General features: G+C 71.1%; 18 protein-coding genes and 1 pseudogene. 11 read left to right on the plus strand and 8 right to left on the minus strand.

The features are described 5' to 3' along the window. Positions 1-26 precede the first annotated feature (26 nt). From IE273_RS25235 to IE273_RS25250, 4 genes are all read right to left on the minus strand, one after another. Complete coding sequence (locus IE273_RS25235; RefSeq protein WP_189817454.1) at positions 27-3,686, minus strand: S8 family peptidase; 3,660 nt, start codon at positions 3,684-3,686, stop codon at positions 27-29. A gap of 155 nt (positions 3,687-3,841) precedes the next feature. Continuing rightward, on the minus strand, positions 3,842-4,015 hold the full coding sequence (locus tag IE273_RS25240) for a hypothetical protein (RefSeq protein WP_189817455.1): 174 nt from the start codon (positions 4,013-4,015) through the stop codon (positions 3,842-3,844). 110 nt (positions 4,016-4,125) lie between these two features. Continuing rightward, positions 4,126-7,050 (minus strand): helix-turn-helix transcriptional regulator, encoded by a 2,925-nt coding sequence (locus IE273_RS25245; protein WP_189817456.1) that lies wholly within the window; start codon positions 7,048-7,050, stop codon positions 4,126-4,128. A 457-nt stretch (positions 7,051-7,507) separates the two neighbouring features. Then, positions 7,508-9,148, minus strand: a complete 1,641-nt coding sequence (locus tag IE273_RS25250; protein WP_189817457.1) for an alkaline phosphatase D family protein — start codon at positions 9,146-9,148, stop codon at positions 7,508-7,510. 499 nt (positions 9,149-9,647) lie between these two features. On the opposite strand from IE273_RS25250, the gene IE273_RS43775 reads away from it, so the two are divergent. Both IE273_RS43775 and IE273_RS25260 read left to right on the plus strand, forming a co-directional pair. Then, on the plus strand, positions 9,648-10,694 hold the full coding sequence (locus IE273_RS43775) for a LuxR C-terminal-related transcriptional regulator (RefSeq protein WP_229887501.1): 1,047 nt from the start codon (positions 9,648-9,650) through the stop codon (positions 10,692-10,694). Positions 10,695-10,799: 105 nt separating this feature from the next. Next, positions 10,800-10,892: pseudogene (locus IE273_RS25260) on the plus strand (IS5/IS1182 family transposase); the annotation flags it as partial. A gap of 130 nt (positions 10,893-11,022) precedes the next feature. On the opposite strand, the gene IE273_RS25265 reads toward IE273_RS25260, so the two are convergent. Both IE273_RS25265 and IE273_RS25270 read right to left on the minus strand, forming a co-directional pair. Beyond that, on the minus strand, positions 11,023-11,319 hold the full coding sequence (locus tag IE273_RS25265; RefSeq protein ID WP_189817458.1) for a helix-turn-helix transcriptional regulator: 297 nt from the start codon (positions 11,317-11,319) through the stop codon (positions 11,023-11,025). Positions 11,320-12,411: 1,092 nt separating this feature from the next. Then, positions 12,412-13,017, minus strand: coding sequence for a class I SAM-dependent methyltransferase (locus tag IE273_RS25270; RefSeq protein WP_189817459.1), 606 nt, complete (start codon positions 13,015-13,017; stop codon positions 12,412-12,414). A 242-nt stretch (positions 13,018-13,259) separates the two neighbouring features. Here IE273_RS25270 and IE273_RS25275 point away from each other — a divergent pair, with 242 nt between their 5' ends. Continuing rightward, on the plus strand, positions 13,260-14,249 hold the full coding sequence (locus tag IE273_RS25275; protein ID WP_229887503.1) for a methyltransferase: 990 nt from the start codon (positions 13,260-13,262) through the stop codon (positions 14,247-14,249). A gap of 252 nt (positions 14,250-14,501) precedes the next feature. On the opposite strand, the gene IE273_RS25280 is transcribed toward IE273_RS25275, so the two are convergent. After that, positions 14,502-15,614 carry a helix-turn-helix transcriptional regulator gene (locus tag IE273_RS25280; protein WP_189817461.1) on the minus strand — a complete coding sequence of 371 codons (1,113 nt, stop codon included), beginning with the start codon at positions 15,612-15,614 and terminating at the stop codon, positions 14,502-14,504. Between the two features lie 208 nt (positions 15,615-15,822). Next, a complete protein-coding gene (locus tag IE273_RS25285) occupies positions 15,823-18,012 on the minus strand; it encodes a PfkB family carbohydrate kinase (protein WP_189817462.1) in 2,190 nt (729 codons plus the stop codon). 447 nt (positions 18,013-18,459) lie between these two features. Here IE273_RS25285 and IE273_RS25290 point away from each other — a divergent pair, with 447 nt between their 5' ends. From IE273_RS25290 to IE273_RS25325, 8 genes are all read left to right on the plus strand, one after another. Then, positions 18,460-19,944 (plus strand): GMC oxidoreductase, encoded by a 1,485-nt coding sequence (locus tag IE273_RS25290; protein ID WP_189817463.1) that lies wholly within the window; start codon positions 18,460-18,462, stop codon positions 19,942-19,944. Further along, on the plus strand, positions 19,941-20,993 hold the full coding sequence (locus IE273_RS25295; RefSeq protein ID WP_189817464.1) for a glycosyltransferase family 9 protein: 1,053 nt from the start codon (positions 19,941-19,943) through the stop codon (positions 20,991-20,993). Before IE273_RS25290 ends, IE273_RS25295 begins: the two co-directional genes overlap by 4 nt. Continuing rightward, the gene (locus tag IE273_RS25300) at positions 20,990-22,045 is read left to right on the plus strand and encodes a GNAT family N-acetyltransferase (protein ID WP_189817465.1); all 1,056 of its coding nucleotides are present in this window, start codon (positions 20,990-20,992) and stop codon (positions 22,043-22,045) included. The genes IE273_RS25295 and IE273_RS25300 overlap by 4 nt, the downstream gene beginning before the upstream one ends. Next, positions 22,035-22,757: a hypothetical protein gene (locus IE273_RS25305; protein WP_189817466.1), complete on the plus strand. Its 723-nt coding sequence runs from the start codon at positions 22,035-22,037 to the stop codon at positions 22,755-22,757. The genes IE273_RS25300 and IE273_RS25305 overlap by 11 nt, the downstream gene beginning before the upstream one ends. 76 nt (positions 22,758-22,833) lie before the next feature. Next, positions 22,834-23,076 (plus strand): acyl carrier protein, encoded by a 243-nt coding sequence (locus IE273_RS25310; protein ID WP_189817467.1) that lies wholly within the window; start codon positions 22,834-22,836, stop codon positions 23,074-23,076. Then, on the plus strand, positions 23,066-24,352 hold the full coding sequence (locus IE273_RS25315) for an ATP-grasp domain-containing protein (protein WP_189817468.1): 1,287 nt from the start codon (positions 23,066-23,068) through the stop codon (positions 24,350-24,352). Before IE273_RS25310 ends, IE273_RS25315 begins: the two co-directional genes overlap by 11 nt. Then, entirely contained in the window at positions 24,349-25,320 is a 972-nt protein-coding gene (locus IE273_RS25320; RefSeq protein ID WP_229887505.1) for an ABC transporter ATP-binding protein, read from the plus strand. Before IE273_RS25315 ends, IE273_RS25320 begins: the two co-directional genes overlap by 4 nt. Further along, positions 25,317-26,093, plus strand: a complete 777-nt coding sequence (locus IE273_RS25325) for an ABC transporter permease (RefSeq protein WP_189817469.1) — start codon at positions 25,317-25,319, stop codon at positions 26,091-26,093. Before IE273_RS25320 ends, IE273_RS25325 begins: the two co-directional genes overlap by 4 nt. Positions 26,094-26,095: the final 2 nt, after the last annotated feature.

Here is a 26,095-nt window from a genome sequence, read left to right on the forward strand (position 1 = left end):
GGTCTCCTTGGCGGTGTCGAGTGCCGTCACAGGGTCGGCCAGGTCTCGTCGGGGAGGTGCTCGGTGTGACGCCCGATCTCGTCACCGGACGCGTTGAGCAGCTTGAAGTCGCAGGTGGAGTCGAGGTTCGGCACGGTCGGCGAGGGGGCCGTCCCGCAGGAGGGGAGATCGATGAACTGGTGCTGGAGCAGTTCGTCGTCGACGATGCCGATCAGCGCCTGGCGACCGCCGCCACTGTCCGTCAGATAGAGGGTGGGGTAGAAGGTGTCGCCCTGCCGGCAACCCGAGCACGGTCCGTCCTGGACCGAGAAGCCCGACGCGGTGCGCACCTGCGGCACGGCCCCCGGTACGGACGGCCCCGCGTTCCAGTGGATCTCGTTCCTGCCGGTGAGGACCATGTCGTTCATTTCCGTACGGTTGTGCGTCAGGAAGTGGTCCGCCCCGCGCTCGGCCCAGGACGCGGTGAACCGGCTGATGGCGTTGTCCTCCCGCTTGACGAAGGCGGTCATGGTCCGCTGCGTGGACGGGTGCGGCAGGGACACCTGCGACGAGGCGGTGCCGGCCTGGAGGGACTGGAGCCAGCTCAGCTGGTGCACCTCTCCGGGCCGTGCCGCGTGGAAGGAGAGGTCGACCCGGTCGAGATCGTCCTTCCCGAGCCGGTAGGCCTTCGGCCGGAGCTGTCCGCTCTCGTGGTACGTGGCGGCGTACGCCCTCGGCACGACGCTGCCGCCGAGGCCGATCCGGACGTGCGACCCGCCAGCCTTGATCCGCTGGATCAGGGCTTGGGCCTGGACGTAGGGCACGCTCACGATGGGCAGCGCGGCGTACGGCTCGATCGCCGGACAGCTCTGCGGCCCGTCCGGGCACTGGTCGAACTCCGAGGGGCGGCCCAGCGAGATGAGGCCCGGTGCCGCGACCAGTACGCCGACGGCGTGCGCGGAGGCGGCGGTGGCCACCCGCTCCCGGAGCTCGGGGTAGTCGCAGGTGCCCTGACAGATGTCGGTCGGCGTCAGGAGGACGAGCTTGCCCCGGACGTCCACGTCCGCGAGTTCGGCGGGGGACCCGGTGCCGGCGTGGACCACCGGCAGGTGTCCCTCGACCGGCAGCCGGGGAACCGGGATCGAGGCTTGCCGGGTGCTCGGGTCCCCGTTGTCGCGCAGCCACCCCTGCGACTCGGACAGCGCGGCGTCCGGGGTCACGTAGCGGGCGGACAGGTCGGCGGAGGCACCGCCGCCGGTGGCGCGCATGGTGACGACGGGAGTCGTCCCCGAGGTGTAGAAGTCGTGGGTGAGGGAGCCTTCGCTCACCTTGCCGGTGGGCAGCACCCACCGGTTCGGTTCGGTGGCCCTGTAGTCGAACGCCGACGACGCGCCCATCGTCCACGCCCCGGTCGCCGAGACCCGGTTGACGAAGTCGGTGGCGTTGTAGGTCTCGGTGGCCTCGGGGTACTCCACGCGCAGCGGTTCGGCCTTGCGCAGGTCCAGGGTGACCGTGGTCGCCTCGGTGAGGCTCACCTCCGGTGCGATCGGTGTGGCCTGCTGCACGTCACCGGCCGCGTTCCGCCAGGTGACCGGGATCTGTACCGCGTAGGTGCCGCGGAAGAGCTGCTCGGTCACGGTGTCCGCGCCGGCTTCGGCGACCTGGCCCGCGTGCAGGTGGATCTGGTCGTCGACCGGCATGAAGGTGGCGGTCCCGTAACGGACGTCCGTGGCACCCGCGGGAGGGACGACGTGCACGGTCAGCGGGAACTTCTGGGCCTCCACGAAGGTGTGGATCCGTGCGTTCAGCCGTATCGCGCCGGAGTCGTCACGGGCGCTCAGCAGCCCGTTGTACGTGCCATAGGGCCCGTCGGCGCCCAGTACCCTGGCGTCGAGCGTCACCGGCACCTCGGCGGACCCGCCCGCGGGAACGACCACCGTGTCCGTGCCGAGGGTGAACAGACCCGCCGCGGCCGGCTTGCCGTCGCCGAAGGAGACCGGCATCGACAGATGCAGCGTGATCGCCTTGTCGCCGCGGTTGGTGTACGTGATCCGCTTCGTCCGCGCCGAGTGCGGGAAGGCCAGGCGGCCGAAGTTCAGGTTCCCCTTCGGGACGATCCGCGGATTGGTCGCGGTCGCCAGGTCCACCAGACCGGTGCCCTGGGCGTATATGTCGTGTCCCAGGTCGGAGGCGGTGTCCATCAGCAGTGCCTTGATCTGCCGACCGGTCAGCTCCGGATGCTGCTGGGCGATGATGGCCGCGGCGCCGGTGACGTGCGGCGTGGCCATCGAGGTCCCGCTGGCCGTGGTGTAGTACTGGTCCACCGGCGTGCCCATGGCCGTGCCCGCGGCGCGCGCCGCGACGATGTCGACGCCCGGAGCGGCGATGTCGGGCTTGGCGGCGCCGTCCCCGATGCGCGGCCCCCGATTGGAGAACTGCGCCATCTCGTCGTTCTTGTCGACGGCCGCCACGGTCAGGGCGTCGTCGGCGGAGCCCGGGGTGACGACCTTCTGGGCGACGAAACCGGAGTTGCCGGCCGCGACCACGAACAGGGTCCCGGTGCTGCGGCTGAGCTCGTTGAGCGCCTGGCTCATCGGATCGGTGCCGTCGGTGGGTTCACCACCCAGGCTCATGTTGACGACCTTGGCCCCGGAGTGGGCGGCCCAGTCCATGCCCGCGATGATCGCGTCGTCGGGACACTCTCCGTTGTCGTCGCAGACCTTGCCCACCAGCAGCTTGGCGCCGGGTGCGACGCCCTTGCGCAGCCCCTTGGACGCGGCGCCGCTGCCCAGGACCGTGGACGCCACATGGGTGCCGTGCCCGTGCCCGTCCTTGGCACCGTGCGGACTGCCGGTGAAGTCGGCCTCCCCGGCGATGCTCGCGGACACGTCCGGGTGGGTGGCGTCGATCCCGGTGTCCAGCACCGCCACGGTCACGCCGGTGCCGTCGTAGCCGCGTTCCCAGGCGACGGGCGCGCCGATCTGGGGTACCGACTGTTCGAGGTCGATGTGGGACAGGCCGTTGAGCCACACCTTCTTGACCCCGGTCAGGGAACCGGCGGAGCGGGCGGCGGCCGGTGTGGAGGCCGTCTTGCCCCGTACCCCCTGCCACCACCGTCCGTCGTCGGCGATCTTCATCGAGCGGCCGTTGATGCTCGGAAGTGCCCGTCCGCCGGACGCCCCGGCGACCTTGCGCGTCTTGTCGGCCGCGGCGGTGCCGGTGTAGGTGACGAGCACCGGCACGGTGTCCTTCCCACCCGCGGCGGCGAGCGTCACCAACTGGCCGAGGTCGAAGAGCGACCAGTCGAGCAGTCCCTGGCCGACCAGCGCGAGGGCGTCGTCCGGTACGACGTACACCTTGCCCTGGCGGGTGAGGGTGTGGAACACGACCGGCAGTCCATCGGGCCGGGGCGCGCTCTCGGTGCCGCGGACGACCGGCTTGCCGCCGTCGTCGACACCGACGTCCACGGTGTCGCCGGTGATCAGTGTGACCGGCACGGATCCGCCGGACGCGGAGACGAATCGAGCCAGGGGGTTGTCGGCGGCCGATGTCGGGCTGTCCGTCCGTGCGGCACCGGATGGCGGCGGCTGCCGGTCCGGGGCGGCGGCGTGGGCCGTCGTCGTCGACACGAGCATGCCGAGGACGGTCAGACCGACGGTCACCGCGCCCCAGCGTCTGCCGACGCCCGTTCGTGCGCTTGACCTCATCGATGAGTCTCCCTTGAGAGGAATGACGGGGAAGGTGGGAACAGGTCCGGGCCAGGGGTGTGCGGCGCGTCGGCGACCGGCCCTCGCGTGCACACGGGGACGCCGGCCGCTCGGCGGACGTGGGCTGCTCCACGCCTCGCGCCAGGGGCCCTGCGTCAGAGGGGTTCGTACTCGGCGTCGTCGTCGGCGCCGGCCCTCTCGGTGTGCGGGGTGGCGGAGTCCGCCGGGTCGGACGGCGGTCCGGCCGGCACGGGTTCGTCCTGAGGACGGAGTTCCGGTGCGGGCGGTACGTCTGCTGGGGCGGGCGTCGGCGGCTCGGCGGGCGGCATGGCAATGAGTGTGCGATCGTGCCGGGGGCCGGCACGATCGCTCAGATGCGGGATTTAATCCCGCCGTTCGGTACGGGACTTTTCGTCGTCCTCCGAACGCCGTGCCGAATTCACTCGTCGCTCGCGGGCCGTTGGTCCGGGTCGCCGACGAGACCCGACTCGACGACCCTGACCGCGAGTGCCGTGCGCGAGGTGACGTCCATCTTGCGCATCGCCGACTTCACCTGGCTGGCGATCGTCTGCACCGACACCCCCAAGGCGTCGGCGATCTGCCGGTTCGTCAGCCCCTCGACCAGCAGCCGGGCCACTTCCAGCTCACGCGGCGAGAGCCGGTTGCCGTAGCCGGGACGTCCCCGCCCGCGTGTCACCGCGAACCCCTTGCCGGCGAGGAACCGGACGATCCGGTCGGCGTCGCGGGAGGCGCCGAGTTCCGACAGCGCCCGCGCGATGTCCGACAGCGCGGGGAGCGCGGTCTCGTCCCGGCCCTCGGCGAGCAGGCAGCGGGCGGAGCGTTCCCTGGCGAGCAGAGCGTCGTACGGCCGCGGCAGCGCCTCCCAGGCCGTGGCCGCACGGGCGAACAGCGCGGCGGCGTCCGTGCGGCGGCCGTCGGCTTCCGCCAGGATCGCGCGGCACAGCACGAGGGACGCCTGGGCCGCCGGCGCGTCCCTGTCGCCCAGGGCCCCGTCGAGAGCGTTCACCACCTCCGCGGCGGCTCCGAGCCGGCCGGCGGCGGCCAGGGCGGCGGTGCGCGCGGGGGCGAACTCGACGGCACGGGACCACGGGCCGCCGCCGACGGCGGTCTCGGCGAGCGGGTCGGTCAGCCGGAGCGCCTCGTCGACGTCGCCGTCGCGCAGGCACAACTGGGCCAGTGCCGCCACGGCCTCGATGCGCTGCTGGTCGTCGCGCCCGGCGAAAGCCAGCCGCTCCCTGGCCACCTCCCGGTCTCCGCAGGCGGCCTGGAGCAACCCGGCCACGAGCGCCGCCTCGCACCGGTCCTTCAGCCGTACGCCGCCGGCGTCGTCGAGCAGGCGCGCCGTCTGCTCGGCGAGTTGCGACCAGGCACCGGTGAACCAGTCCAGGTGGGCCTGGGAGGAGGCGATGCTGTCGAGGTAGTCCAGGAGCTGGTGGCGCTCGGCGAGGGTGCGGGCCTTGGCGAGTCGTGCCCTGGCCTCCTCGTACCGTCCCCACCGCGTCGCCTCCTCGCCGACGTTCGTGTGACCGATCGCGACGATGGACGCCGCCCGCGGCTCCGGGACGTCGTCCGGGATCTCCCGGGCCGCCGCCCATCCGGCCTCCTCACCCAGCATGAGCAGCGCGAACGCGCGTTCCACCGACAGGTGCAGCCGGTCGAGGGAAGCCATCGACCGCGCCGGCGGCGGCGCCTCCTCCAGCCACCGCAGGTGCTCCCGGACCGGCCGCGCGTTCCCCAGGGGCAGGGCCAGCAGCACACGGGCGCGCGCCTGCTCCGCGGAGCCCGGCGGCAGATGGGCGATCGCGGTGAGGATCTCGCCGCGACCCGCCTCGATCTCGCCCGCCACCATGAGGACCCGGCCGATCTGGAAGCGGACGGACGCCTGCTCCACCGGCGTGAGGACCTGGCCGGCGAGAGCCGAACGCAGCGATGCGATGATCGCCGAGTACGGGTCGGAGCCGGACAGCGCCTGGAACTGGATCTTCGTCACCAGACGTACCAGTACCCCGGCGGGCAGCGGGACGGTGGCGACCAGGCTGTGTATCAGCAGCGCCGAGGTGGCCACGTCCCCGGACTGGAGGCAGAGGTCGGCCGCCTCCTCGGTGTACCGGCACGCGGCCTCGGCGTCGCCGGCCAGCCGGAAGTGCCGCGCCAGCTGCGCCACCGGGGGCACCGGCCACCGCTGGAGGGTCCGGCCCGCCCGCAGGTGCATGGCACGCCGGTCCCCGGCCGGGATGGCGTCGTACACGGCGTAACACGCCAGCGGATGCCGGAACGACCACTGCCCGGACTTGTCCTCGCGCAGCAGGCCGCTGCCGAGCGCTTCGGCCGACTGTCCCGCGAACCGCTCCTGAGGCAGGCCGGTGACCGCGAGCAGCGTCGCGTGGTCGGCCGGACCGGAGAGCACTGCCGCCGCGTACAGGACGGTGCGGGTGTCGGGACCGAGCCGCTGGACGCGCTCCAGCATGGCGTCGCGGATCGTCGGCGGGACCTCGATGCGGTCCAGCCGGCGTCGCGCCCAACCGCCGTCGCGGCGGATCAGATCGGCGCGGTCGTGCATCAGCCGCACCGATTCCTCCACCGCCAGGGGTACGCCCGCGGTGCGTGCGTGCAGGAAGGCCGCGAACTCGTTCGAGACGTGCCCGCCGGCCAGCATCGACGAGATGAACGAGGCGGTCTCACCGACATCCAGCGGTCTCGGCGTCAGCCTGACCGGACGAGCGTCGGAGGGCAGCCGGGAGGACAGCCGCAACAGCGGGGAGGCCGACGGCACTTCGTCCCGTCGGAAGGTCAGCACCACACTGACCGGCTGCGGCCGGCGGGAGACGAGGAACAGCAGGAATTCGAGAGTCGCCTCATCGGCCCAGTGGACGTCCTCCAGCGCGAGGACCGCGACGTCGAGCCGGCCGAGGACCTCGACGAACGCCCGGAACAGCCGGTGCCGGGCGGCGGTGGCGTCCTCCAGCGCCTCCGGTGCCGCAGGCAGGTCGTCGGCCCACTCGGGGAACAACGGCCTCAGCGCGCCCGCCAGCCCGCTCAGCCGCAGCGCGGCAACGTTGTCGACGCCGTCCCGCACCGCGTCCACCACCGCCCCGAGGGTGTACGGCACCCGCAACTCCAGGCAGGCGCCGACCAGGGCGTGCCGCCCCCGCTCCGCCTGGGACGCCAGGAACTCGCGCAGCAGCCGGGTCTTGCCGATGCCCGCCTCACCCTCGATCAGCACGACCGCGGGGACACGTCCGAGCGCCGACGCAAGTGTGCCGAGCTCGTCCTCCCGGCCGACGAACTGCGGCGCGGACAGCGCCGGGAGCCGACCGCCGTTGCCATGGACCCCTCCGAGCACCGCGAAGTCTCCCCTCAGCCGACCCCCGTCACACCCAGCGCCGGCCTCGTCCGCGGAGAACACGTCAGGGGCGGCACCGCGGCTCCCAGCGGGACGGTGAGGACAAGGACGGCTGCAAGACTGTAAACCACTCCGCCGGATCCGGACCGGATCATTCGGTGCCGTCCGCCTAACACCACGATCGTGGCAGGTGTGTGTGAGCCGGTGCCTTCCTCACACCCGCTCGGTCACCTGCCTCACCCTGTACGACACCCGCCAACCGGCCCGGACCGACCGGGCCCGGCCACGGACCGGAGGTCATGCGGGCCGACGGGAGGTGCCGTTGGCGCCGCTGGGGAGGGGCAGGCCCGCCGTGATGCGGACGCCGACGCGATCCGTGTCCGCGTCGGCGTCCGCCACCCGGGCGAGGCGGCCGGGACGGACTCCGTCCCGGCCTGGGCCCGCTGCCGCGCCGGGTTCAGGCGGGCTTGAGCCCGGGGGCGCCGGCTTCCGTGACGAAGGAGGCCGCGGTCGTGACGGGTGCGCCCGGCCTGGTGACGTACGGGACTGTCTTGAAGTCGGCGCGGGCCGCTTCCTGTCCGAGCGTGACGGTCACGTAGCCGCGCCGTCCGTTGTAGAACTTCATGTGCGGGTTGGCCGCGAGGTAGGTGGCCCAGTTGCCGGGCCGGTCCGCGCCGTCGCGCCCGCTGGTGATCGACGTGGTGACTATCTCCGTGCCCACGGTCCGGGAACCGGGGTCGCCGAAGTCGCGCTTGATGTCGAAGGCGTAGTGCACGTGCACGTCACCGGTGAGGACCATGAGGTTCTCCACGCCGGCGGCGTCGGCCCCCGCCAGGATCCGCTCGCGGGAGGCCGGGTAGCCGTCCCAGGAGTCCATGGAGACCTTGGACGGCGTGGCGGTGGTGTTGTACCGCTGGGAGAAGGTGACCTGCTGCGGTACGACGTTCCACAGCGCCCGCGAGGCACGCCAGCCGTCGATCAGCCACCGCTCCTGCGTGGCACCGGTGAGCGTGCGCGCCGGGTCCTCGGACTCGGGGCCGGGGTACTGCCAGCCGTCGCCGTAGGCCTGGTCCGAGCGGTACTGGCGGGTGTCCAGGACGTCGAACTGGGCGAGCCGGCCCCAGTGCAGGCGGCGGTAGAGCCGCATGTCGGAGCCGGTGGGCCGCTGCGGCCGGCGCAGCGGCTGGTTCTCCCAGTAGGCGCGGTAGGCGGAGGCGCGGCGCAGCAGGAACTCCTCGGAGGAGCCGCCGTCCTCCGGGGTGTCGTCGGCGTAGTTGTTCTCCGTCTCGTGGTCGTCCCAGGTGACGACGAAGGGGTGCGCGGCGTGCGCGGCCATCAGGTCCGGGTCGGACTTGAACAGGGCGTAGCGCAGCCGGTAGTCCTCCAGCGTCACCGTCTCGTGGTTGTAGTGGGCCGGGAGGGTCCGGTCGGTGTAGTCGCGGTCGTTGCCGGTGGCGTTGACGGCGTACTCGTACAGGTAGTCGCCCAGGTGGAAGACGACGTCCACGTCGTCCTCGGCGAGGTGGCGGTAGGCGGTGTAGTAGCCGTCGGCGTAGGCCTGGCAGGAGACGGCGCCCAGGGTGAGCGCGGCGGGGCGGCTGCCGGGCAGCGGGGCGGTGCGGGTGCGGCCGGTGGGGCTCAGCCAGGCGCCGGCCCGGAAGCGGTAGAAGAAGACGCGGTCCGCCGGCAGGTGGGGCACCTCGACGTGGACGGTGTGGCTGAACTCGGGGTGGGCGGGGGCGGTGCCGCGCCTGACGATCCGTCGGAAGTCCGCGTCGTGGGCCAGCTCCCAGTGCACGGTGACGCGCTGCGCGGGCAGTCCGCCGTCGGGCTGGTACGGCTGCGGGGCCAGCCGGGTCCACAGCAGGACCGAGCCGGGCAGCGGGTCGCCGGAGGCCACGCCCAGCGTGAAGGGGTCGTCGGTGATCCTCCGGGCGTCGAGCTCGGTGGCGGCGGCCGTGCCGGCGGCGGGCAGGTTCACGGCGAAGGCGAGCGCGGCGGCGGCGCCGGTCATGGTGAGGAAGCGGCGCCGGCCGAGGTGCCGGGCGGCGGCGCGCAGTTCGGGGGCGTGCTGGGACGGGCGGGCTGCGGGTGTCATCCGGTCTCTCCCCTGTCGCGGTGAATGCAGGGGGCAGTTGACCCCGCCGCGACTACCGCGACGGGGCAAGAGCTTGGCAGACTCATGACGTTCACATGGCGGAAGGATGAGTTCCGGAACCGGGCGTGACATCGGACCGTCCTGCCTGAAGCACGCCCGGCTCCACGAGCCCGGCCACGTTCAGGGTCGCCGCCCCGTCGCGATCAACGAGCTGCACCGGTCGACGCGGAACCACCTGATGGCGAGGACCCATACGCGGCCACTTCCACACGTGTCGACGCACGGGGGACCGGGCGCCGCGCATCGCGTCGAGGACCGCGACGTGCCCACGTCGGCGAGGAGGACGCCGCCGAGGGCGGCCGTCACGACCCGATACCCTCTTGCGTCTTCAATCACGGAACATCCGTTCCCCGTTCCACAGCGGGAAGCCGGTCCCTGGATTCGCCAACCGGTCTCGCGGGTAACGATCCAGCGTCGGTGGGCTGAAACCAGGGGCCACGTGTCTCTCCAAGAGGAACTGGGTGGTGTCGTGCCGGGTGCGGAGCAGGGGTACAGCGAACTACGCGTCATTTCCACCCTGGACGACACGAGCTGGGTCGTCTATCGATGGGTCCTCGACCGGGGACGCGCCGAAATCGACGCGATTCCCGGGCAATTGGGACTGAGTCTTCCCCGCTTCAACGAATGTCTGGAACGGCTCCTGCGGCTACGGCTGCTGCACACGGACGGCAAAGGAAGGGTGGTCGCGGGTAGACCGGATGCCGTAGCGGCGAACATCGTCGGCCCGCTGGAGAAGCAGATCGTGGAGTTCCGCGATGAGGCGGACCGGCTGAACGACGATTTCCGCAGGCTGATGTCCATGTACCAGCAGCACCGCAAGCGCCGTATGGGGCGCGGGAGCGACACCATCGGCGTGATTCCGGAGGGCGTCGGAATCAACCTGCTGATGAGCGAGATCGCCGAGGGCGGCGTACGGGAAGTACTGCTGATGCACTCCGGGACGGACGGCTTCGGCGGTCTGCTCGACCAGCTGCTCGCGGAAACCGCGTCCTTGTCCAAGCGCGGCGTGCGCGTGCGGGCGGTGTGCGCGGCCGAAGTGCTGGACGACGACTGGGCGGCGCGGCGCGGCGCCTCGACCGCCGCTCGTGCCGGAGCGCTGGTGCGCGTCGTCCCCCAGGTGGCGGGCCCCCTGATCCTCCTCGACGAGCACGCCGCGTTCATTCCGGCCACGGGGGACCGGGCGGGCGGCGCGGTCGTGGTCCGGCAGACCACGGTGCTGGACATGCTCCGGGGCGCCTTCGAACAGCACTGGTCGGAGGCGGTGCCGCTGACCGAGCAGGCCGAGCCCGACGTCGAGGCGCTGACCGGTGACGAGGTCAAGTGCCGCATCCTCCACCTGCTGGTCCAGGGCGCGCACGACGGTGTGATCGCCCGCCGGTTGGGGATATCGGTGCGGACGTGCCGCAGGCACATCGCCGAGCTGGTCGAACAGGTCGGTGCGGAGAGCCGCTTGCAAGCGGGATTCCTGATGGCCGACCGCGACTGAGCCCGGTGATCCGGCCGGATGATGCCGGAGGTGCGCAACGCACGAGGCTCCCGTGCCGTCGGGGGAGGTCTTCGACGTCTCAACCCCACAGGCGCAGGAGCCACGTTGGTTCCGTCTTCTGCCGCACTCGACCTGCCGCACGCCTTGGTCGAATGGGCCACCATGCTCGTCGTCACCCGCGAGGGTGATCGCCGCTGCGGGCCCACAGGGGCGCCGGTCCGTGGGTGACGACGCCGCTCGGACGCCCACCGGGCCGCGCGCTCACGCCGGCCCCCGCCCACCGTCGACCGCGCTCTGTCCGCGGCCCGGACCGATGCGCCTCTTCGTGTCAGCCGTTCAAGTGTAAGACGCGCGCCGGAGTTATACCGAAGTGGACTCGGAATGCGCGAATGAAGTGGCTGCTGTCGGCGAAATGCCAGCGCTGGGCGACCTCGGACACGCTGACTTCGCCGTGGCCGGAGAGGAGGGCTTCCCGTGCCTGCTCCAAGCGTCGACGACGTACATACCCCATGATCGACTCCCCGGTCCCGGTGAACGACCGGTGCAGTGTGCGGACCGATACGTTCAGTTCCTGAGCGATCACGGTGGGGCTGAGATCCTCTTCTCGCAGGCGTTCCTCGGCCATTCGCATAGCGGCAGCCCGCAGGGACCGACGGTCGCTTCCGACGGGCGCTTGTGACGACGGTGCGTCCCCCCGCCCGCCTGTCGCTGCCGAAGTGGCGGCTGTGCCACGGAAGTCGTCCTCGTTCGAATACCGCAATTCTTTGACCCTTCGCATCATGGAGACCGTCCTCAGGACTTCGGGGATTTCTCGGGCGGGCTGTCAGAAAATTTCCCTCCGATGCCCGGTCGGAACGGCGTGACACGAGGTCGCGCATTCCGGCCGGGAATGAAGTACGCGGCTCCCCTGCTCAAAAGTCCGTGATGTCACCGGCCAGCCTTTCGCTTCGAAGTATGAGAAACTGGATCTTCTTCGGAAGGTCCTGTGCTGTGCCACTGGGGCGGCCACTCAGATCATTGCTTGAACAGCAACGTGTGAAACACCGAAGATCGATGAGATTCGGTCAAGGTGATTTTGCTTGCATTAAGCACGCAAATGAGACGGGGTGGGCGTGTGGTCCGCTTACGCGACTCGGTGCGGGTGTGGCGCCCCGATGCAGGCCACGTGCGCCCAGTCGCGGCTGTCACGCCAGGTCGCGCCCCGGTTCCCGAGCCGTGAGCGGTCGACCACACCGCCCGCGGGGAACGACGGGGCTGTCGCACACGTAGAGACAGACCACTCGCGTTGGCAAGATACGTGTGACAAAGGGTTTCTCAAGCCTCACTTCTTTCCGTGGCCGAATCTGACTGAGACCGTGTCCCGCCGGGGCCGGACGCGGGACCGGCGCCGCGTCGATCGGGCGGGCGGTCGGGCCGTTGCGGGCACCGGAGACGAACGGCGGTGCAGGGCGAGGAGTTGGGCCTCCGGGGCCGCCTGGACGGTCGGCACGGGAGCGGGTCGCTGGGCGGTGTCCGGGGCGCCCGGGACGGCATCGTACGCGCCGAAGGTCCGAAGGGCCTGCTCAAGGCGCTCCACCGGGCGCCGGGGCAGGGCAGGGCCGGGTCGCGGACCAGGGGCCGTCCGGAGTCGCGTTCAGCCACCGGCCTCGTCAGCGGGAACTCGCCCCGCGCCGGCGCCGTCGGCCGGGGGAGCCTGCGTCGTCATCGGTCAGCCGTCCTACGCGGTGGTGCAGCACAGGATGCGGAAGCCCTTCTGCGAGGCGTACCGCTCGGTGGGCCACCCCTGCTCGCTGAGCCAGCGCTGGAGTGAGTCGGCGCCCAGGTGCTTGTGCACCACGAGGTACGCCTTGCCGCCCGGTACCAGCCGATCCAGCCAGTGTCGCAACATGGCGTGGAGCTGCGGCTTGCCGATGCGGATGGCCGGATTGGAGACGATGAAGTCGAAGCGCACGTCGTCGGGGACGTGTTCCGGGCGGGCGCAGCGTACCCCGCGCAGGCCGAGCCGCTCGGCGTTCCGGCGGCAGAGCTCCAGCGCGTGGTCGTTGATGTCGATGGCCCAATGCGTCGAATCGGGTGAGGCCCCGGCGACGGCGACGGTGAGCGGGCCGTAGCCGCACCCGATGTCGAGGGACGTCCCCCGCGCAGGCGGCTGGGGCAGCGCGCGGAGCAGGACGGACGTACCGGGGTCGACGCGCGAGGCCGAGAAGACGCCGGGCGCGGTGAGGAGTTGCACCTCCTCCACGGGCCCGTACGGCAGACGCAGCGGCACGGACGACGTCTTGCCGATGCCCTTGTCGTCGGGAGTTGTGAAGTAGTGAGACATGCATCGATCATGGCACGCAGAGAAGTTGAGCCGGGTGATCGGACCAAGTCCCCACGGGAATCCGGCTGGGCGGACGGCGCCGCCGATCACTCATGGCACCCGGCTGCCGAAGGAACGACCGCGTCCCGGCGCCCAGTTGAAGATCACAGCTGCCGACGGCACGCGGATCACGTGCTTCGCTCCGCCTGCTCGGCTCGGCCGGCCACACGCGAAGCGAGGATCGAGGCTAGAATACGTTGGTCATGCGAACGCAACAGCAACGCACCGCGCAGTCCCTGACGTCCCTGTCACGATGGGCGGTTGGCGATCCGTCAGACGCCGCCGTCTCGGCCGGCGACGGTGTCGTGGCCCTGACCGCCGACGGTCTGTCGGAGGGGGCGCGCCGCGGTGGTGCCGTCGTGCTCGGGCTTCACGAGGCCATGGTCCGTGACGATCTTCCCCGCGCGCCGCTCGTCGACGTTCATCTGCCCACCTACCGGGGCAAGGCGCTCGTCACCGCGCTGAGTTGGCTGGTGGCGCGGCATCTGGTCACCGACGACGGCACGGCGGCCTGGTTCCTGACGAAGCAGCAGGGCGCCGGTTCTTTACCCGCGTTGCTCACGGACCTCGGCTGGCGGGACGTCAGCCGCTCCCGCGCGGGCAAGCTGTACCGGATCGCGGGCCGTCCGCCCACTGAGGTCACGCCGCCCCAGCCGCGTACCTTCACCGCGCTGATGGACGGCCACGCACTGACGTTCGCCGCCGACTACGGCGTCTTCTCGCCGGGCCACATCGACGAGGGCACGGCTCATCTGCTCGATGTGGCACTGCGGCAGCCCCACGTGTCCACCATCGCCGATGTCGGTGTCGGTTACGGTCCGCTCGCCCTCGGTCTGGTGCGCGCCGGGGTGGCCGATCGGGCCGTGGCCACCGATGTGGACAGCGTGGCACTGTGGTTGGCCGGCCGCAACGCCGAGGCCAACGGCGTGCCGCTGGAGGTGGTGTGCAGCACGGACCCGACGGAGATCGAGGACACCGCGCTGACGGTGTGCAATGTGCCCACGCACATCGACGTGGCCAGGACCACCGCTCTCATGCGCGGGCTGGCACGCCGCGCGTCCGCGGGCCGGCGGCTGCTCGCCGTCGTCCACTCCAGCCTTGAGGAGCGGTATGCGCGACATCTGGCCGACGTGGGCCTGACCGCGCTACGCCATCCCGGTAAGAGTCATGTGGTCCTGGAGGTCGGCGGCTGATCGGCGCCCCTCCGTCGTACGCGGCACTGGCCACCGTGAGCTCTGTCGCCACATGCCCCGCTGCGCGGGTGGAGCACACGCCACCGACGCCGACGGCATGCGGCTGACCCGCTCGGCCGCCACCACGGCCGGCGGGACGACAGCCGCCCCGAAGCACGTCACCGTCGGCCTGCCCACTCCTCGGCTGAGTGGGCGCCGACGGCCGCACCGCCCGTATCTCCTGGGCCGAGCGTGTCCTGCGGTGGATACCCGTCACCCGGCGTCTCCGGCACGGTCGTCGGAGCTGTTGATCAGGAATTCCCAACCCCGCTTGCGCAGCAAGTAGCCGGCCTGGAAACGACTTTCCGACCTCAGTCGTTCCATGACCTTCGCGATGTGCCTGCGGCAGGTGCGCACCGAGATGTCCAGCCGCCGGGCGATCTCCTCGTCCCGCATGCCCTGGACCAGCAGTCTGACGATGTCCTGTTGCACGCTGTCGGCCAGCTCGCGGACCTCGTGCTGTCTCCCCGCCTCGCCCGCGAAGTCCAGGCCCTGCTCCCAGGACCGGTCGAACACCCGCGCCAGGAAGTCGACCACGGACGCCTCCCGGATGACGACGCCGCCCTGCACACCGTCGCCGATGAGCACCGCGACCTGCCGGTCGAACACGACGATCCGGTCGTGCAGTTCGCCGACGGTGCGCACCTCGGCGGCTGCCCGGCGGGCCGCCGAGGTATGAGCTCTGGTGGTGGCATCGCGCCGTGACGAATGCTGGTACATCACCCGGACCCGTACCCCGTCGCACACCTCGGCACGTGGTCCCATCTCGCCCCATAACGCCTGCCGGAGTGCTCTGGGCACGGCGTCCTTGCCGGGGTTGGCGACCAGCACCTCGCGCGTACACGAACCGGCGAGGCCGCTCAGCGCGTCGTGGAGGTCGTCGGCGCAGGTGAGCGGTTCGGTGGCGCTGTGGTCGCCCGCGACGAGGTAGATGGACATCAGCCTGTCGAACTCGTCACGCGTCCGGCTGACCTCCAGCCGGTACCGGGTGATGGCGTTCTCCAAGGGCACCATCGCCTCGGCGAGTGCCGCATCGGGCCGGGCGGCGACGATCGCGCTCCGGTCGGGAAGTTCGCGCAGCAGCCGCCAGTCCACCAGCGTCTCCACGGCGTTCCGCAGCTCGCCGGGGCCGAGGCCGAGGGCGGGGACCATGGCCGCGTAGTCGACCTCCCCGTTCTCCAGGACCCAGTCGTACACCTGGTAGGCGTGTTCCTCAAGGCGCGGTGGCAGCAGCATCGTCGTGTCGGCTTGCGACGGCCGACTGGTGCGCGGGGAGTCGGTCGCCCCTTCCCGACCATTTCCGTCGTACACGAGTTCTCTTTCCATGCGTCGGCTTCTCCCCGCGTCGCACGAGCCCGTCACTCGTGAACCTCCCGGTGTCGTCGGGTGACGACATCGTCGAGCGGACGGCCGGGCGTCGTGGGACAAAGGGAGATGGTGCTCTGTACCGGTTGATCGTCCAGCCGGCGCCGGTGTGCGCCGGGCGTCGGACTCGTGTGCCCGCAGCGGTGGCGCATGCCCGGGTCCTCGGGGATCAGATCGCCGAGGAGCCACGCCGCACCGGCGGGGAGGCAGTGGCGTTCCTGCTCGAACCCGACGGCCACTGGATCGAGATCAACGACTTCCAGGGCCGGGGGGACTCCGAGTCGGGAAGTTCCGGGATCAGCTTGTCCAGTAGCGAGGTGGTGGAGTAGCCGTCCACGAAGGGCACGGTGACCACGTGCCCGCCCCAGGCGCGGACCGTCTCGGACTCGGGCAACTCCGTCGCGTGGTAGTCGCCCCCCTTGACGAAGATGTCCGGCCGCAGTGACTGGAGTGCGGCTTCGGGGGTGTCCTCGCCGAAGACCAGCACCGCGTCGACCGAGCGCAGCGAGCGCAGCATCGCGGCCCGGTCGGCCGCGGACAGCACGGGCCGGTCAGGGCCCTTGAGCCGGGCCACCGATTCGTCGTCGTTGATGCAGGCGATCAGGCAGTCTCCCAGCTGACGCGCCTCTTCGAGCATCGCGGCGTGGCCGCGATGCAGGAGATCGAAGCAGCCGCCGACCGCCACCACCGTACCGCCGGCGGCCCGCACCTGGCGGGCCAGGAGCAGCGCGTCGTCATCCGCTCCCGAGCGGTTCCGCTCCGGACGATCGCTGACGTACCGGGGGCCCCCGTTCTCGACGTAGGCGGTGGCCGCCTCGGTCGCCGCCGCCACCGCCGCTGCCGGTGTGGCGCCACCGGCCAGCTGAATGGTGGTGGTCGCCGCGAACCGGTCACCCGCGCCGCAGGCGTCATGACCTATGACGCGCCGGCTGTTGACCACGAGCGGTGTGTGCGCACCGCGCTGCATCAGGACCGCGCCCCGCATGCCCCGCGTCACCACCACCTGCTCGACCCGCCACTGGTCGAGCAGGTCCCGCGCCGCCGCGATGTCGACGGTCAGATCGTCCCGGCCGGCGACGCTCTGCCGACCGGTGAGCCCTGCCGCTTCACGGCTGTTGGGGGTGACCAGCCGGACGCCGGGCACGGCCCTCGCGCCCAGCGGATGCGGGTCCCACACGGTCGGTACCCGGCCGGTCGATTCGGCCAGCAGCCGGCGAACCCCGGGCAGCGCGGCCACCCCTCGACCGTAGTCCGACACGAGGATGCCGTCGGCCGTGGCGAGCGCGTCGGCGACGTCCTCCAGGTTGTTCGAGAGGATCTCGCCGGCCGGGCCGGCCTCGTCGAGCATCAGCAGGGTCCGGTCGTGCGTGCGGATGCGGGACTTGACCGGTGTGGGTCCGCTGAGGCCGAGATCGACGACCCGGACGCCGGCGTCGTCGAACAGCGAGCGGAGCACAGCGCCTGACACGTCCTGCGACAACGCGGTCACCAGCGTCACGTCGACGCCGCCGGTCGCCGAGAGGGCCGCGGCGAGACCGGCGCCGCCTGGCCGCTCGGCGACATCGAGGTCGGCGAGGACCGGGACCGGGGCCTCCGGGGAGAGCCGGCTGACCGAGCCGGTGCTGTCCCGGTCGAGCAGGGTGTCGCCGACCACCACGACCCGCAGACGCTTCGCGGTGCCGGTCCGCCGGGCGGGCAATGCCGCCGTCGGACCGTCCACCGGGGCCGGCAGCGCGGGCGGTTCCGGAACGGCGGGCACCGCCGGCGTGTCCACCGCCTGCTGTTCGACCAGGTGTTCCTCGACCGCCGCCGCGAGCAGATGCGCCACCACGAGGTGGCACTCCTGGACATTGGCGGTGGTGGCCGCGTCGATCGTCACCGCGTCATCGGCGAGTTCGGTCAGCGGACTGGGACCGGGGCCGGTGAGGGCCCACGTGGTCACTCCGGCGGCACGGGCCGCTTCGGCGGCGCGCAACAGGTTCGCGCTGCGGCCCGACGTGGACAGCAGCAGGAGGACATCGCCGGGCTGCGCGTGCGCCTCCACCTGGCGCGCGAACACCTGCTCGTAGCCGTAGTCGTTGGCCACCGCCGTCACGGTCGACGAGTCGGCGTGCAGGGCGATCGCCGCGACCCCCCGCCGTTCGCGCTTGTACCGCCCGACGAGTTCGGCGGTGAGGTGCTGGGCCTCGGCCGCGGAACCGCCGTTGCCCGCGACGAGCAGGGTCCGTCCGGCGCTGAGCCGGTCGGCGAGTTCACTGCCCCAGCGCGTGATCCGTTCGACATCGAGACCAGCCAGCGCCTGCGCCAGGCCGTTGAGATGGCGATGACCATCGTCCGTAGAAGCCGGTTTGGCGGCCATGGTTTCTCCCTCGGTGACACACAACATCAGCAGATTGGTCCGGAAGCCGTGCACTGCACCGCTCGCATCATGGTCTTTCGCGGATCGACCATGATCGACGCTGTCGTCACGGGCGCGAGGATCGTGGTCGGGTTGCTGTTCGTTGCCCGAGCAGGCGTTTTCCGAACGTAGAGCAAGGAAGGCGGCCTGGCCACCGGGAATAGGATTTGCGAGCCAATTCACCTGAGTCTGGCGCCGGTGTTACAGCAGGGGTGGGGAAAGGCGTCATGGTCCGAATTGCGTCGTTTTGCACATTCGGGGTGAGGGTCATGCGGAACCTGGCCCTCAAGTTCAATGAATACGTCCCCTCCCCGTGTATGGTTCCTGGTCAAGTGCCCATCGGGCAGCACTGTGAAGTGACATACGAGGCAATCGACCGCGGTGCTAGCCTCGATTTATAGGAGTTTGATGAGTACTCCTTACATCATTGCGAGAGGCGATCATCCGGCATCGGTCGACATCCTTGTCGTCGGCGGCGGACTCGCCGGCCTTTATCTGGCGCACCGGATAGCCGCCACCTATCCGTTAGCCGTTCTGGTGATCGAGGCGGGTCCTGATGCCGGACCGGACCACCTCCGTTGGGAGAATGACCAGAAAAAGGCCAACCAACTCTGGCTGGAACCGGAGTCGGACCCCTTTTTCAGTCAGCCCTACCGTGCCGCCGGAACGGGTTTCGACGGAATTTCGGGCCTACGCCGCCGGCTCGGCGGCCGGGCCCTCTACTGGGGTGGCGTCACGCTGCCGGTCGAGCCATGGGCGCTGGAGCCGACCTCCTGGCCGCCCGAGGTCATCACCGAGCTGACCGATGCCTGGCAGGGCGGTCCGTCGCTCTACGACAGGGTCATCGCCGACCTGGAGAAGTGGATGGGCGGCCCCCTCACGTCCGAGCGCGAGTTCCAGCTCGGCGACCGCCGGTTCACCGAGGTGCCGCGGGCGGTGCTCGCCGCCGAGAACTCCCCACGCTGGCGGGCGTGGTCCCCCCTGGAGCCGCGGCCCGGCGAGCAGCAGCCCGGTACCGTGTCCGTGCTCTGTGACCACCAGGTGGTCGCCGTGACCAGCGGACCGGACGGAGCCGTGTCCGGGGTCGTGGCCGAGAACGACGGCCGGCGGACGGTGATCGAGGCACGGAGGGTCGTGCTCGCCGCCGGCACGATCGAGAACAGCCGGCTGGTGCTCCAGGCGGTGACGCCGGCCGGTGCCCAGCCGGCCGTGCTGCCGGGCCTGGTCGACAAACTGGCGCAGGGTTTCGTGACGGCTTTCGACCCGGCCGCCGTGCCGGACGCGATCCGTGGACTCGCCGACACCGGTGGACTCTTCCGCGCCGCGGCTCCCCCGGAGTCGCGCTCCAACCTCATGCTGAGCGCTCACCGGAACGGACACGGCCTCGTGGTCGTGGACTGCTACCTCATGGGCGAGCAGACGCGCGATCCGGGCGGCCAGGTGTGGTGCGAGCCCGGACCGGAGCTGCCCTGGCGGACATGCGTGGCCGGCCGTCTCGGCGCCGCCGACCAGGAGGTGATCGCAGCCCAGCGGCAGGAACTGCGGCGGATGCACCGGCTGCTCGACGAACAGACGGGCCCGACCGGGCGCCCGCTCGAGTTCGAGGAGTTCGGCGCCACCGACCTCGCCGACTGGGTCGCCGCGGGGGAGGCCATGGACACGCCGGGCCGGCCGGTGACGTACAGCTTCCCGCTCGGCTCCGAACAGCACGAGGCCGGCACGCTGCCCCTGGGGGGCGCGCTGGTGGACGAGCACGCCCAGGTGCGCGCCGTACGCGGTCTGTACGTGTGCGGCCCGGCGACGTTCCCGCGCACCGGCGCGGCCAATCCCGCGCTCACCATCCTCGCGCTCGCCGCCCGGCTGGCCGGAGAGTTCACCGAGGTGAGCCGATGAACGCCCGCCCGACCGCACACCGCAACGCGCTGCTGTTCCTCAACGGCGGGCTGGGCAACGGCATCATCCTCGCTCCGCTGCTGGCCGCGGTGGAACGGACGCTGCCCGGTCTGCGGTACTGGTCACCCCCGAACGCGGTACTGGAGGCGGACTGGGTGCGCGAACCGCTCGGACTGCGCGGCCCCATCGCCACCCTGCCCACCCTCTGGCGGCGGTTCCGCCCCGCCGACCAGCCGGCCATCGTCGAGTTCTGCCAGGAGCACGACGTCACGCTGATCATCAATCTCCGGTACGAGGAAGTGCGGTACGACGGTGACTACCTCGCCTTCCGGGAGTCGGCCGCCGGTCTCGGTATCGAGTGCTGGGACCTGCACGAGCTGAGCGCCGAGGAGAAACTCCAGCCGTTCGGCACACAGAGCGAGCTTCACCTCCGTCGGCACGGGGTGGCGACCGACGGCGTCACCGCGGCCTGGCTCGCCTCCTCCTGGAGGCCGCGACCCGGGCTGACCGGCATCTGCGTGGGCGCCAGCATCGAGTCCAAGCGCTGGCCGGCGTCCCGGTGGTCCGAGCTGATCGATGACATCGGCCCGGTGGAGGTGTGCTCGGGGCCGCACGAGGCGGAGCGGGCGATCGCCCGGGAGCTGGCCGACCGTCATCCGGACCAGGTCACGCTGTGCCTGCCGGAGACGACGACGGAGTTGCGGGACTGGATCGGCGGCCTGTCCCGTCTGGTGACGAACGACTCGCTGGCGCTGCATCTGGCCGCGGCGCTCGGCTGCCCGACAGTCGGGCTCTACCTCGTCACCGACTCGCGGATCTGGTCACCGGTGGCGGTCCCGGGCCGGTTCCGGGCGGTACAGAGCCAGCCCGCGCGCGAGTGCGAGTTCATGCGCGTGAACGGTACGTGCGCCAACTACTACCAGGGGTGTTTCGACGTGTGCCGGGACGGGGTCACGGCGGCTGACGTGCGCGCAGCGCTGAATCGTCTCGATCCGGCCGACGTGAGCGCGCCCGGTCACCACGGCAGGGGAGAGGCGGCAGCGTCATGAGGAATCGTGCGATCGCGGTCCTGGGCGGACGGTCCGGCAACGCCGGCACCACCTCACTGGCGCTCGCCGAGGCTGTGGGCGCTGAGATCGGGCGGCGCGGGTACGGCATGGTCACCGGCGGGGAAGGCGGTATCGCCGAGGTCGCGCAGCTCGCCTGTGTGGCGGAGGGCGGACAGACGCTCGGTCTGCTCAAGTGGAACCGGCTGGACGACGCGACCCCCGCCACGACCTGGGCGCTGCCCACCTCGATGGACCTGGCCCGCAGCAACATCCTGAACTGGGCCGGGGACGGCGTCATCGCCTTCGAGGGCCGGTACGGGACGCTGGGCGAGATCGCGCTGGCGCTGGACACCGGCCGCCCGCTGATCGTGCTGGGCAGGCAACCGTTCCTGGACGAGCGCGCGCTCGACGTACCCACGTGCCGGTACTTCCCGGACCCCAAGGTGGAGGAGGCCGCCGCGATCCTCGACACTCTGGAGGAGCTGATCGAGGCGTGCGCCCCGGCGCTGGTGCGGCCCGGAGCGGCGCTGTTCGACGACGGCACGGCCGCACAGGGCCCGGTCCGCCTGCGCCGGACGGTTCCCGAGGACCTGGCGCTGTTCCGGCGGGCGTTCGGGGATCCCGAGGTACGACGGTGGTGGGACCAGTCCCCCCGACCCGAGGACCTGGCCCGCTTCCAGCACGAACGCTGTCTGCAGATCATCGACGACGAGCGGACGGTCGGTTTCATCGAGTACGAGGTCGACGACGATTCCGACACGGTGCGGCCGAAGATCGTGATCGCCACGCCGGAGGACCGCGACCGCGGTCTCGGCACGACGGCGCTGACCGTCTTCGCGTCCGCCGTCTTCGCGGCCGGCCATGCACGGGTGGCGCTCCTGTCCGATGCCGACAACGACCGCGCCCTGCGGTGCTACGAGAAGGTCGGCTTCCGCACGGTCGGACGGCTGCGTTCCTACCTGCCCGGCCCGGCCGGACGGCATGACGCGCTGCTTCTGGACCTGATGCCCGATGACCTCGCATCGGCTGAGGAGAAGAAGAATGAGCACTGATCGTGCCGGGGCCGAGTCCGTCCGTACCACTGTCGTGCTGGAGTTCCCGGGCAGCGGGACGTCCGGACGCGTCCGCGCGATGCGACTGGAGAGCCTGGGCTTCGCCACCCGGTACCTGCTCGACGAGTTCCGGCCGCGGGCGACGGCGATCGAGGAGTACGCCGGGCAACTGTTCGACCGGCTCGCGGACGAGGACGTCGGCACGATCGTGTCCTACTGCGGTGCGACCGCCATCGCCCGGCACCTGGCCGCGCGCTACCGCCGGCCGCCCTTGCTGGTGGCGCTGAACCCGGAGCACACCGTGGCGCGCGGTGTCGCCGACCGGCTGCGGGGCGCCCTGGCCAAGATCGAGCTCCCGGCGGAGACGGCCGCGCGCTACGACGCCGATGCCGACACTGTGCGCGACGTCGTCCGCCGGTGGCTGCCGGACCTGGAAGCGGCGATGGCCGAGTCGTACGCCGGCCCACCGCACAACTTCGGAACGGTGGCCGGCCGGCTGGCCGGAATGCAGGCCGACTGGTTCGCCCACCTCACCGCCGCGTGCGATCCGGACAAGCTGCCGGCCGGCCCGGAGGAACTGCACATGGTGGCCCGCGACCATCCGTGCGAACCCGACTGTGCAGCCAAGCACGAGACGATCGACGTCGACCGGGCGGAGTTCTTCACGGCGTCGCTGACCAGTGACGCGCTGGCCAGTGTCCTCAGGTCCTGAGCCGCGACAGACCGGAGGCCGACCTCGGTCGTGTCGACGGCGGGGAACAGACAGACAGTGAGACAGGAGATCCATCATGGTGGTCAACGGGCCGACCCTGGCCGAGTTCACCGCGCTGTGTGCGGAAATCTTCGGCGTGCCCGAGTTGTCCGGGGACACGGACTTCTTCGAGGCCGGAGGTGACTCCATCACCGCGGCGCGACTCGTGGTCGAGGTGGAGGAACGCTGGGGCGTGCAGGTCGACATGAGCGACGTGTTCACCACACCCACCGTCAACATGTTGCACGCCGGGATCCGCGAGGCAGCCCGTGCCGTCTGACCACGCGCAGGACAGGACCGTCGTCCTGGTCGACCCGTACTCCTCCGGGGTCGCGCTCGGCCGCACCCTGCGCCGAGCCGGGTTCGCGACCCACGCGGTGCTCACCACGCCACGTCCGGACCCGGCGTACACGCGCACCTTCACGGCGGCCGACCACGCCGGGACGACCGAGGCCGACCTCGGCCTGGCCGAGGTGCTCGACCGTATCGGCCGGATACGCCCGGTCGCCGTGCTGCCCGGTGCGGAGTGCGGAGTCGAATTCGCCGACGCGCTCGCCGCCCGGCTCACACCCGGGTTCGCCAACGACCCGGAGCGCTCCGTGGCCCGCCGGGACAAGGCCGTCATGATGCGGACCCTGAAAGCAGCCGGGATCCCGACCATCCCCACGGTCGCGGTCGACGACTGGCGCGGCTGTGCCGAGGCGGCCGAGGCGGCAGGGCTCTCGGTCGAGACCGGTGAACTGGTGGTCAAGCCGGCCCGCAGTTCGCTGTCGGACGGGCTCACTCTCGTGCCCAGGGGCGGCGATCTCACGGCGGCGGTCCGGAACCTGCTGGGGGCGCGGAATCTGCTCGGTGCGGTCAACCAGACCGTCCTGATACAGCGGCGCATGCACGGCACCGAGTACGTGGTGGACACCTTCACCCAGAACGGACGTCACGATGTCACCAACGTGTGCCGGTACAACAAGGTGTCGGTCGGCAACAGCTTCGCGGTCTACGAGAGCACCGATTTCCTGCCCGCGGACTCACCCGAGAATCCCGCGCTGATCGCCTACGTCCGCCGCGTCCTGGACGCGCTGGGCGTGCGCTTCGGCCCCTGCCACACCGAGGTGCTGCTCACCGACGACGGCCCGGTCCTGATGGAGACGGGCGCGCGATTGTCGGGCGCCGGCCTGGCGGGCGCCACCGAGCTGGCCACCGGCGGCAGCGCGCTCTCGCGCTACGTGCACAGCCTCCGAGGCGGTACGTCCGACCAGACGGACTACACCCTGAAGCGTCGGGTGCGCGGGGTCTACCTGGTCTTCCGCGAGTCGGGTGTCGTGAGCAACACGGCCGTCCTCGACCGGGTGCGGTTCCTCCCCAGCTGCCGGCACGTCCACCTGCCCCTTCGTGACGGAGACCGCGTCGAGCGATCCACCGGGCTGATGTCCACGATGAACCAGGGCTGGGCGCTGCTGGCACACCGCGACCTGGACCAGGTGGAAGCCGACCACGCCGAGTTCCGCCGGATCCAGCGTGACCTGCGCGTGCGCCCGGACGAGGAGGTCAGCTCGTGAAGCCGGCGATCGAAGTCGCCGGAATCGGCCGCTCGTTCGGCCGTGGCGGCACCGAGGTCACGGTCCTGCGCGATGTGACCTTCACCGTGGCGCCGGGCGAGATCGTGGCCTTGCTGGGTGGCAACGGCGCGGGCAAGACCACCCTGCTGCGGATCCTGTCCACGGTGCTGACGCCCGACCGGGGAACGGCCCGGATCCAGGGATTCGAAGTCGTTTCCCAGGCCCGCCAGGCCCGCGGAGCACTGGGGGTGTCCTTCGGCGGAGACCGCGGCCTGTACGGAAGGCTGAACGCACGGGACAACCTGCGCTACTTCGGGACGCTGCGCGAACTGGGCGGACGCGGGCTGACCGCGCGCATCGCGGAGGTGCTGGAGCAGGTGCACCTGACGGAGGTGGCCGACCGGCGCGTCGAGACCTACTCCAAAGGCATGCGCCAGCGGCTGCACCTGGCGATCGGCCTGCTGGGCCGTCCCTCGGTGCTGATGCTCGACGAACCGACCGTCGGCCTCGACCCGTACGAGGCGCAGAGCCTGCGCGACACCGTGCTGGCACTGCGCGGCGAGGGGGTCGCGGTCCTGCTCACCAGCCACTACCTGCTCGACGTCGAACGTCTCGCCCAGCGGGTCGTTCTGTTGCGGGAGGGGACGGTCCAGCACGAGAGCGAACTCGGCGAGTTCATCTCGCTGGCCGATCACGTCGCCACCATCCTCGTCCGCGGGGAGGGACCGCTGCCCGACCTGTCCGCGTCCCCACTCGTCGACATCAGGGTGCGCCACGAGGTGGACAACTGGGAGGCCGCCCTGCGTCTGCGGGAGTGGGACGCGGATGTGTTCACCGAGATCGGCCGGTTGTTCGGTGGTCTCACGGTGCGAGAGGTGCGCGTCGAAGACATGCGCTTGGAGGAGGCGTTCGCCCGTCTGGCCGGCGGGTCCGCCGCCGAAGCCCCGGTGATCGGACGATCCGCGTGACGCGCGGCACAGGGACAGTGGCGGCGCTCGCGAGTACGGCTCGCCACCAGTTCCTGATCTACGCGACAGCGTGGAAGTTCACCGTGGTCTTCGGCGTCGTGCAACCGGCGGTGCTGCTGCTGGTGAACCTGAACTCGACCAGCGATCCGGTGTCGGCCGCGCGGGTGGTGTCCGGCATCGTGCTGATGGCGCTGTGGACCAATACGGTCTGGAGAGGTGCCATCATCCTGCAACTGGAGCGGGTCGAGGGCGTACTGGCGCCGGGGCTCTTCGGGCTCCGGTCCGCGCTGGTCGTACTGATCGGCAAGTCGCTCGGGTCGAGCCTGCTGTCGGCGGCCTCGGTGTTGGCCACGGTCGGCGCGACACTCGCCGTCCTGCGCCAGCCGGTCTACCTCGGCCCGCCGGTATGGGTGGTGGCCGGCCTGGTGGTCGTCCTGCTCTCCGGCACCGCGGTGGGCGTGCTGCTGTCCTGCGTCTTCCTGGTGAGCCGGCACGGTTCGCAGATCTCCGGCGCGTTGATGTACCCGGTGTACCTCCTCAGTGGTCTGTTGATCCCGCTCAGCCTGTTTCCACGGCCGGTCCGCCTCCTCTCCTGGCTGATCAGTTTCCGCTGGGCCATGGAGTTCTTCGTCTCCTGCGCCCAAGGGGACCCGGACCTGCGCTACTTCGGCCTGACGCTCCTGCTCAGCGCCGCTTACGCCCTCGCGGGGTACCGGGTCTTCGGCTACGTGTCCCGGCGGGCCCGGGTCTACGGCACATTGGATCTGGAGTAGCT

The sequence above is a fragment of the Streptomyces olivaceoviridis genome (genome assembly GCF_014650115.1).
Taxonomy (GTDB): domain Bacteria; phylum Actinomycetota; class Actinomycetes; order Streptomycetales; family Streptomycetaceae; genus Streptomyces; species Streptomyces olivaceoviridis.

Bases quoted from the DNA above. Each gene is read 5' to 3' on its own strand.
- IE273_RS25280 (WP_189817461.1), bottom strand. From the start codon at position 15,614: ATGGAAAGAGAACTCGTGTACGACGGAAATGGTCGGGAAGGGGCGACC.
- IE273_RS25265 (WP_189817458.1), bottom strand. From the start codon at position 11,319: ATGGCCGAGGAACGCCTGCGAGAAGAGGATCTCAGCCCCACCGTGATC.
- IE273_RS25290 (WP_189817463.1), top strand. From the start codon at position 18,460: ATGAGTACTCCTTACATCATTGCGAGAGGCGATCATCCGGCATCGGTC.
- IE273_RS25285 (WP_189817462.1), bottom strand. From the start codon at position 18,012: ATGGCCGCCAAACCGGCTTCTACGGACGATGGTCATCGCCATCTCAAC.
- IE273_RS25240 (WP_189817455.1), bottom strand. From the start codon at position 4,015: ATGCCGCCCGCCGAGCCGCCGACGCCCGCCCCAGCAGACGTACCGCCC.
- IE273_RS25270 (WP_189817459.1), bottom strand. From the start codon at position 13,017: ATGTCTCACTACTTCACAACTCCCGACGACAAGGGCATCGGCAAGACG.
- IE273_RS25275 (WP_229887503.1), top strand. From the start codon at position 13,260: ATGCGAACGCAACAGCAACGCACCGCGCAGTCCCTGACGTCCCTGTCA.
- IE273_RS25305 (WP_189817466.1), top strand. From the start codon at position 22,035: ATGAGCACTGATCGTGCCGGGGCCGAGTCCGTCCGTACCACTGTCGTG.
- IE273_RS25295 (WP_189817464.1), top strand. From the start codon at position 19,941: ATGAACGCCCGCCCGACCGCACACCGCAACGCGCTGCTGTTCCTCAAC.
- IE273_RS25235 (WP_189817454.1), bottom strand. From the start codon at position 3,686: ATGAGGTCAAGCGCACGAACGGGCGTCGGCAGACGCTGGGGCGCGGTG.
- IE273_RS25310 (WP_189817467.1), top strand. From the start codon at position 22,834: ATGGTGGTCAACGGGCCGACCCTGGCCGAGTTCACCGCGCTGTGTGCG.
- IE273_RS25300 (WP_189817465.1), top strand. From the start codon at position 20,990: ATGAGGAATCGTGCGATCGCGGTCCTGGGCGGACGGTCCGGCAACGCC.
- IE273_RS25250 (WP_189817457.1), bottom strand. From the start codon at position 9,148: ATGACACCCGCAGCCCGCCCGTCCCAGCACGCCCCCGAACTGCGCGCC.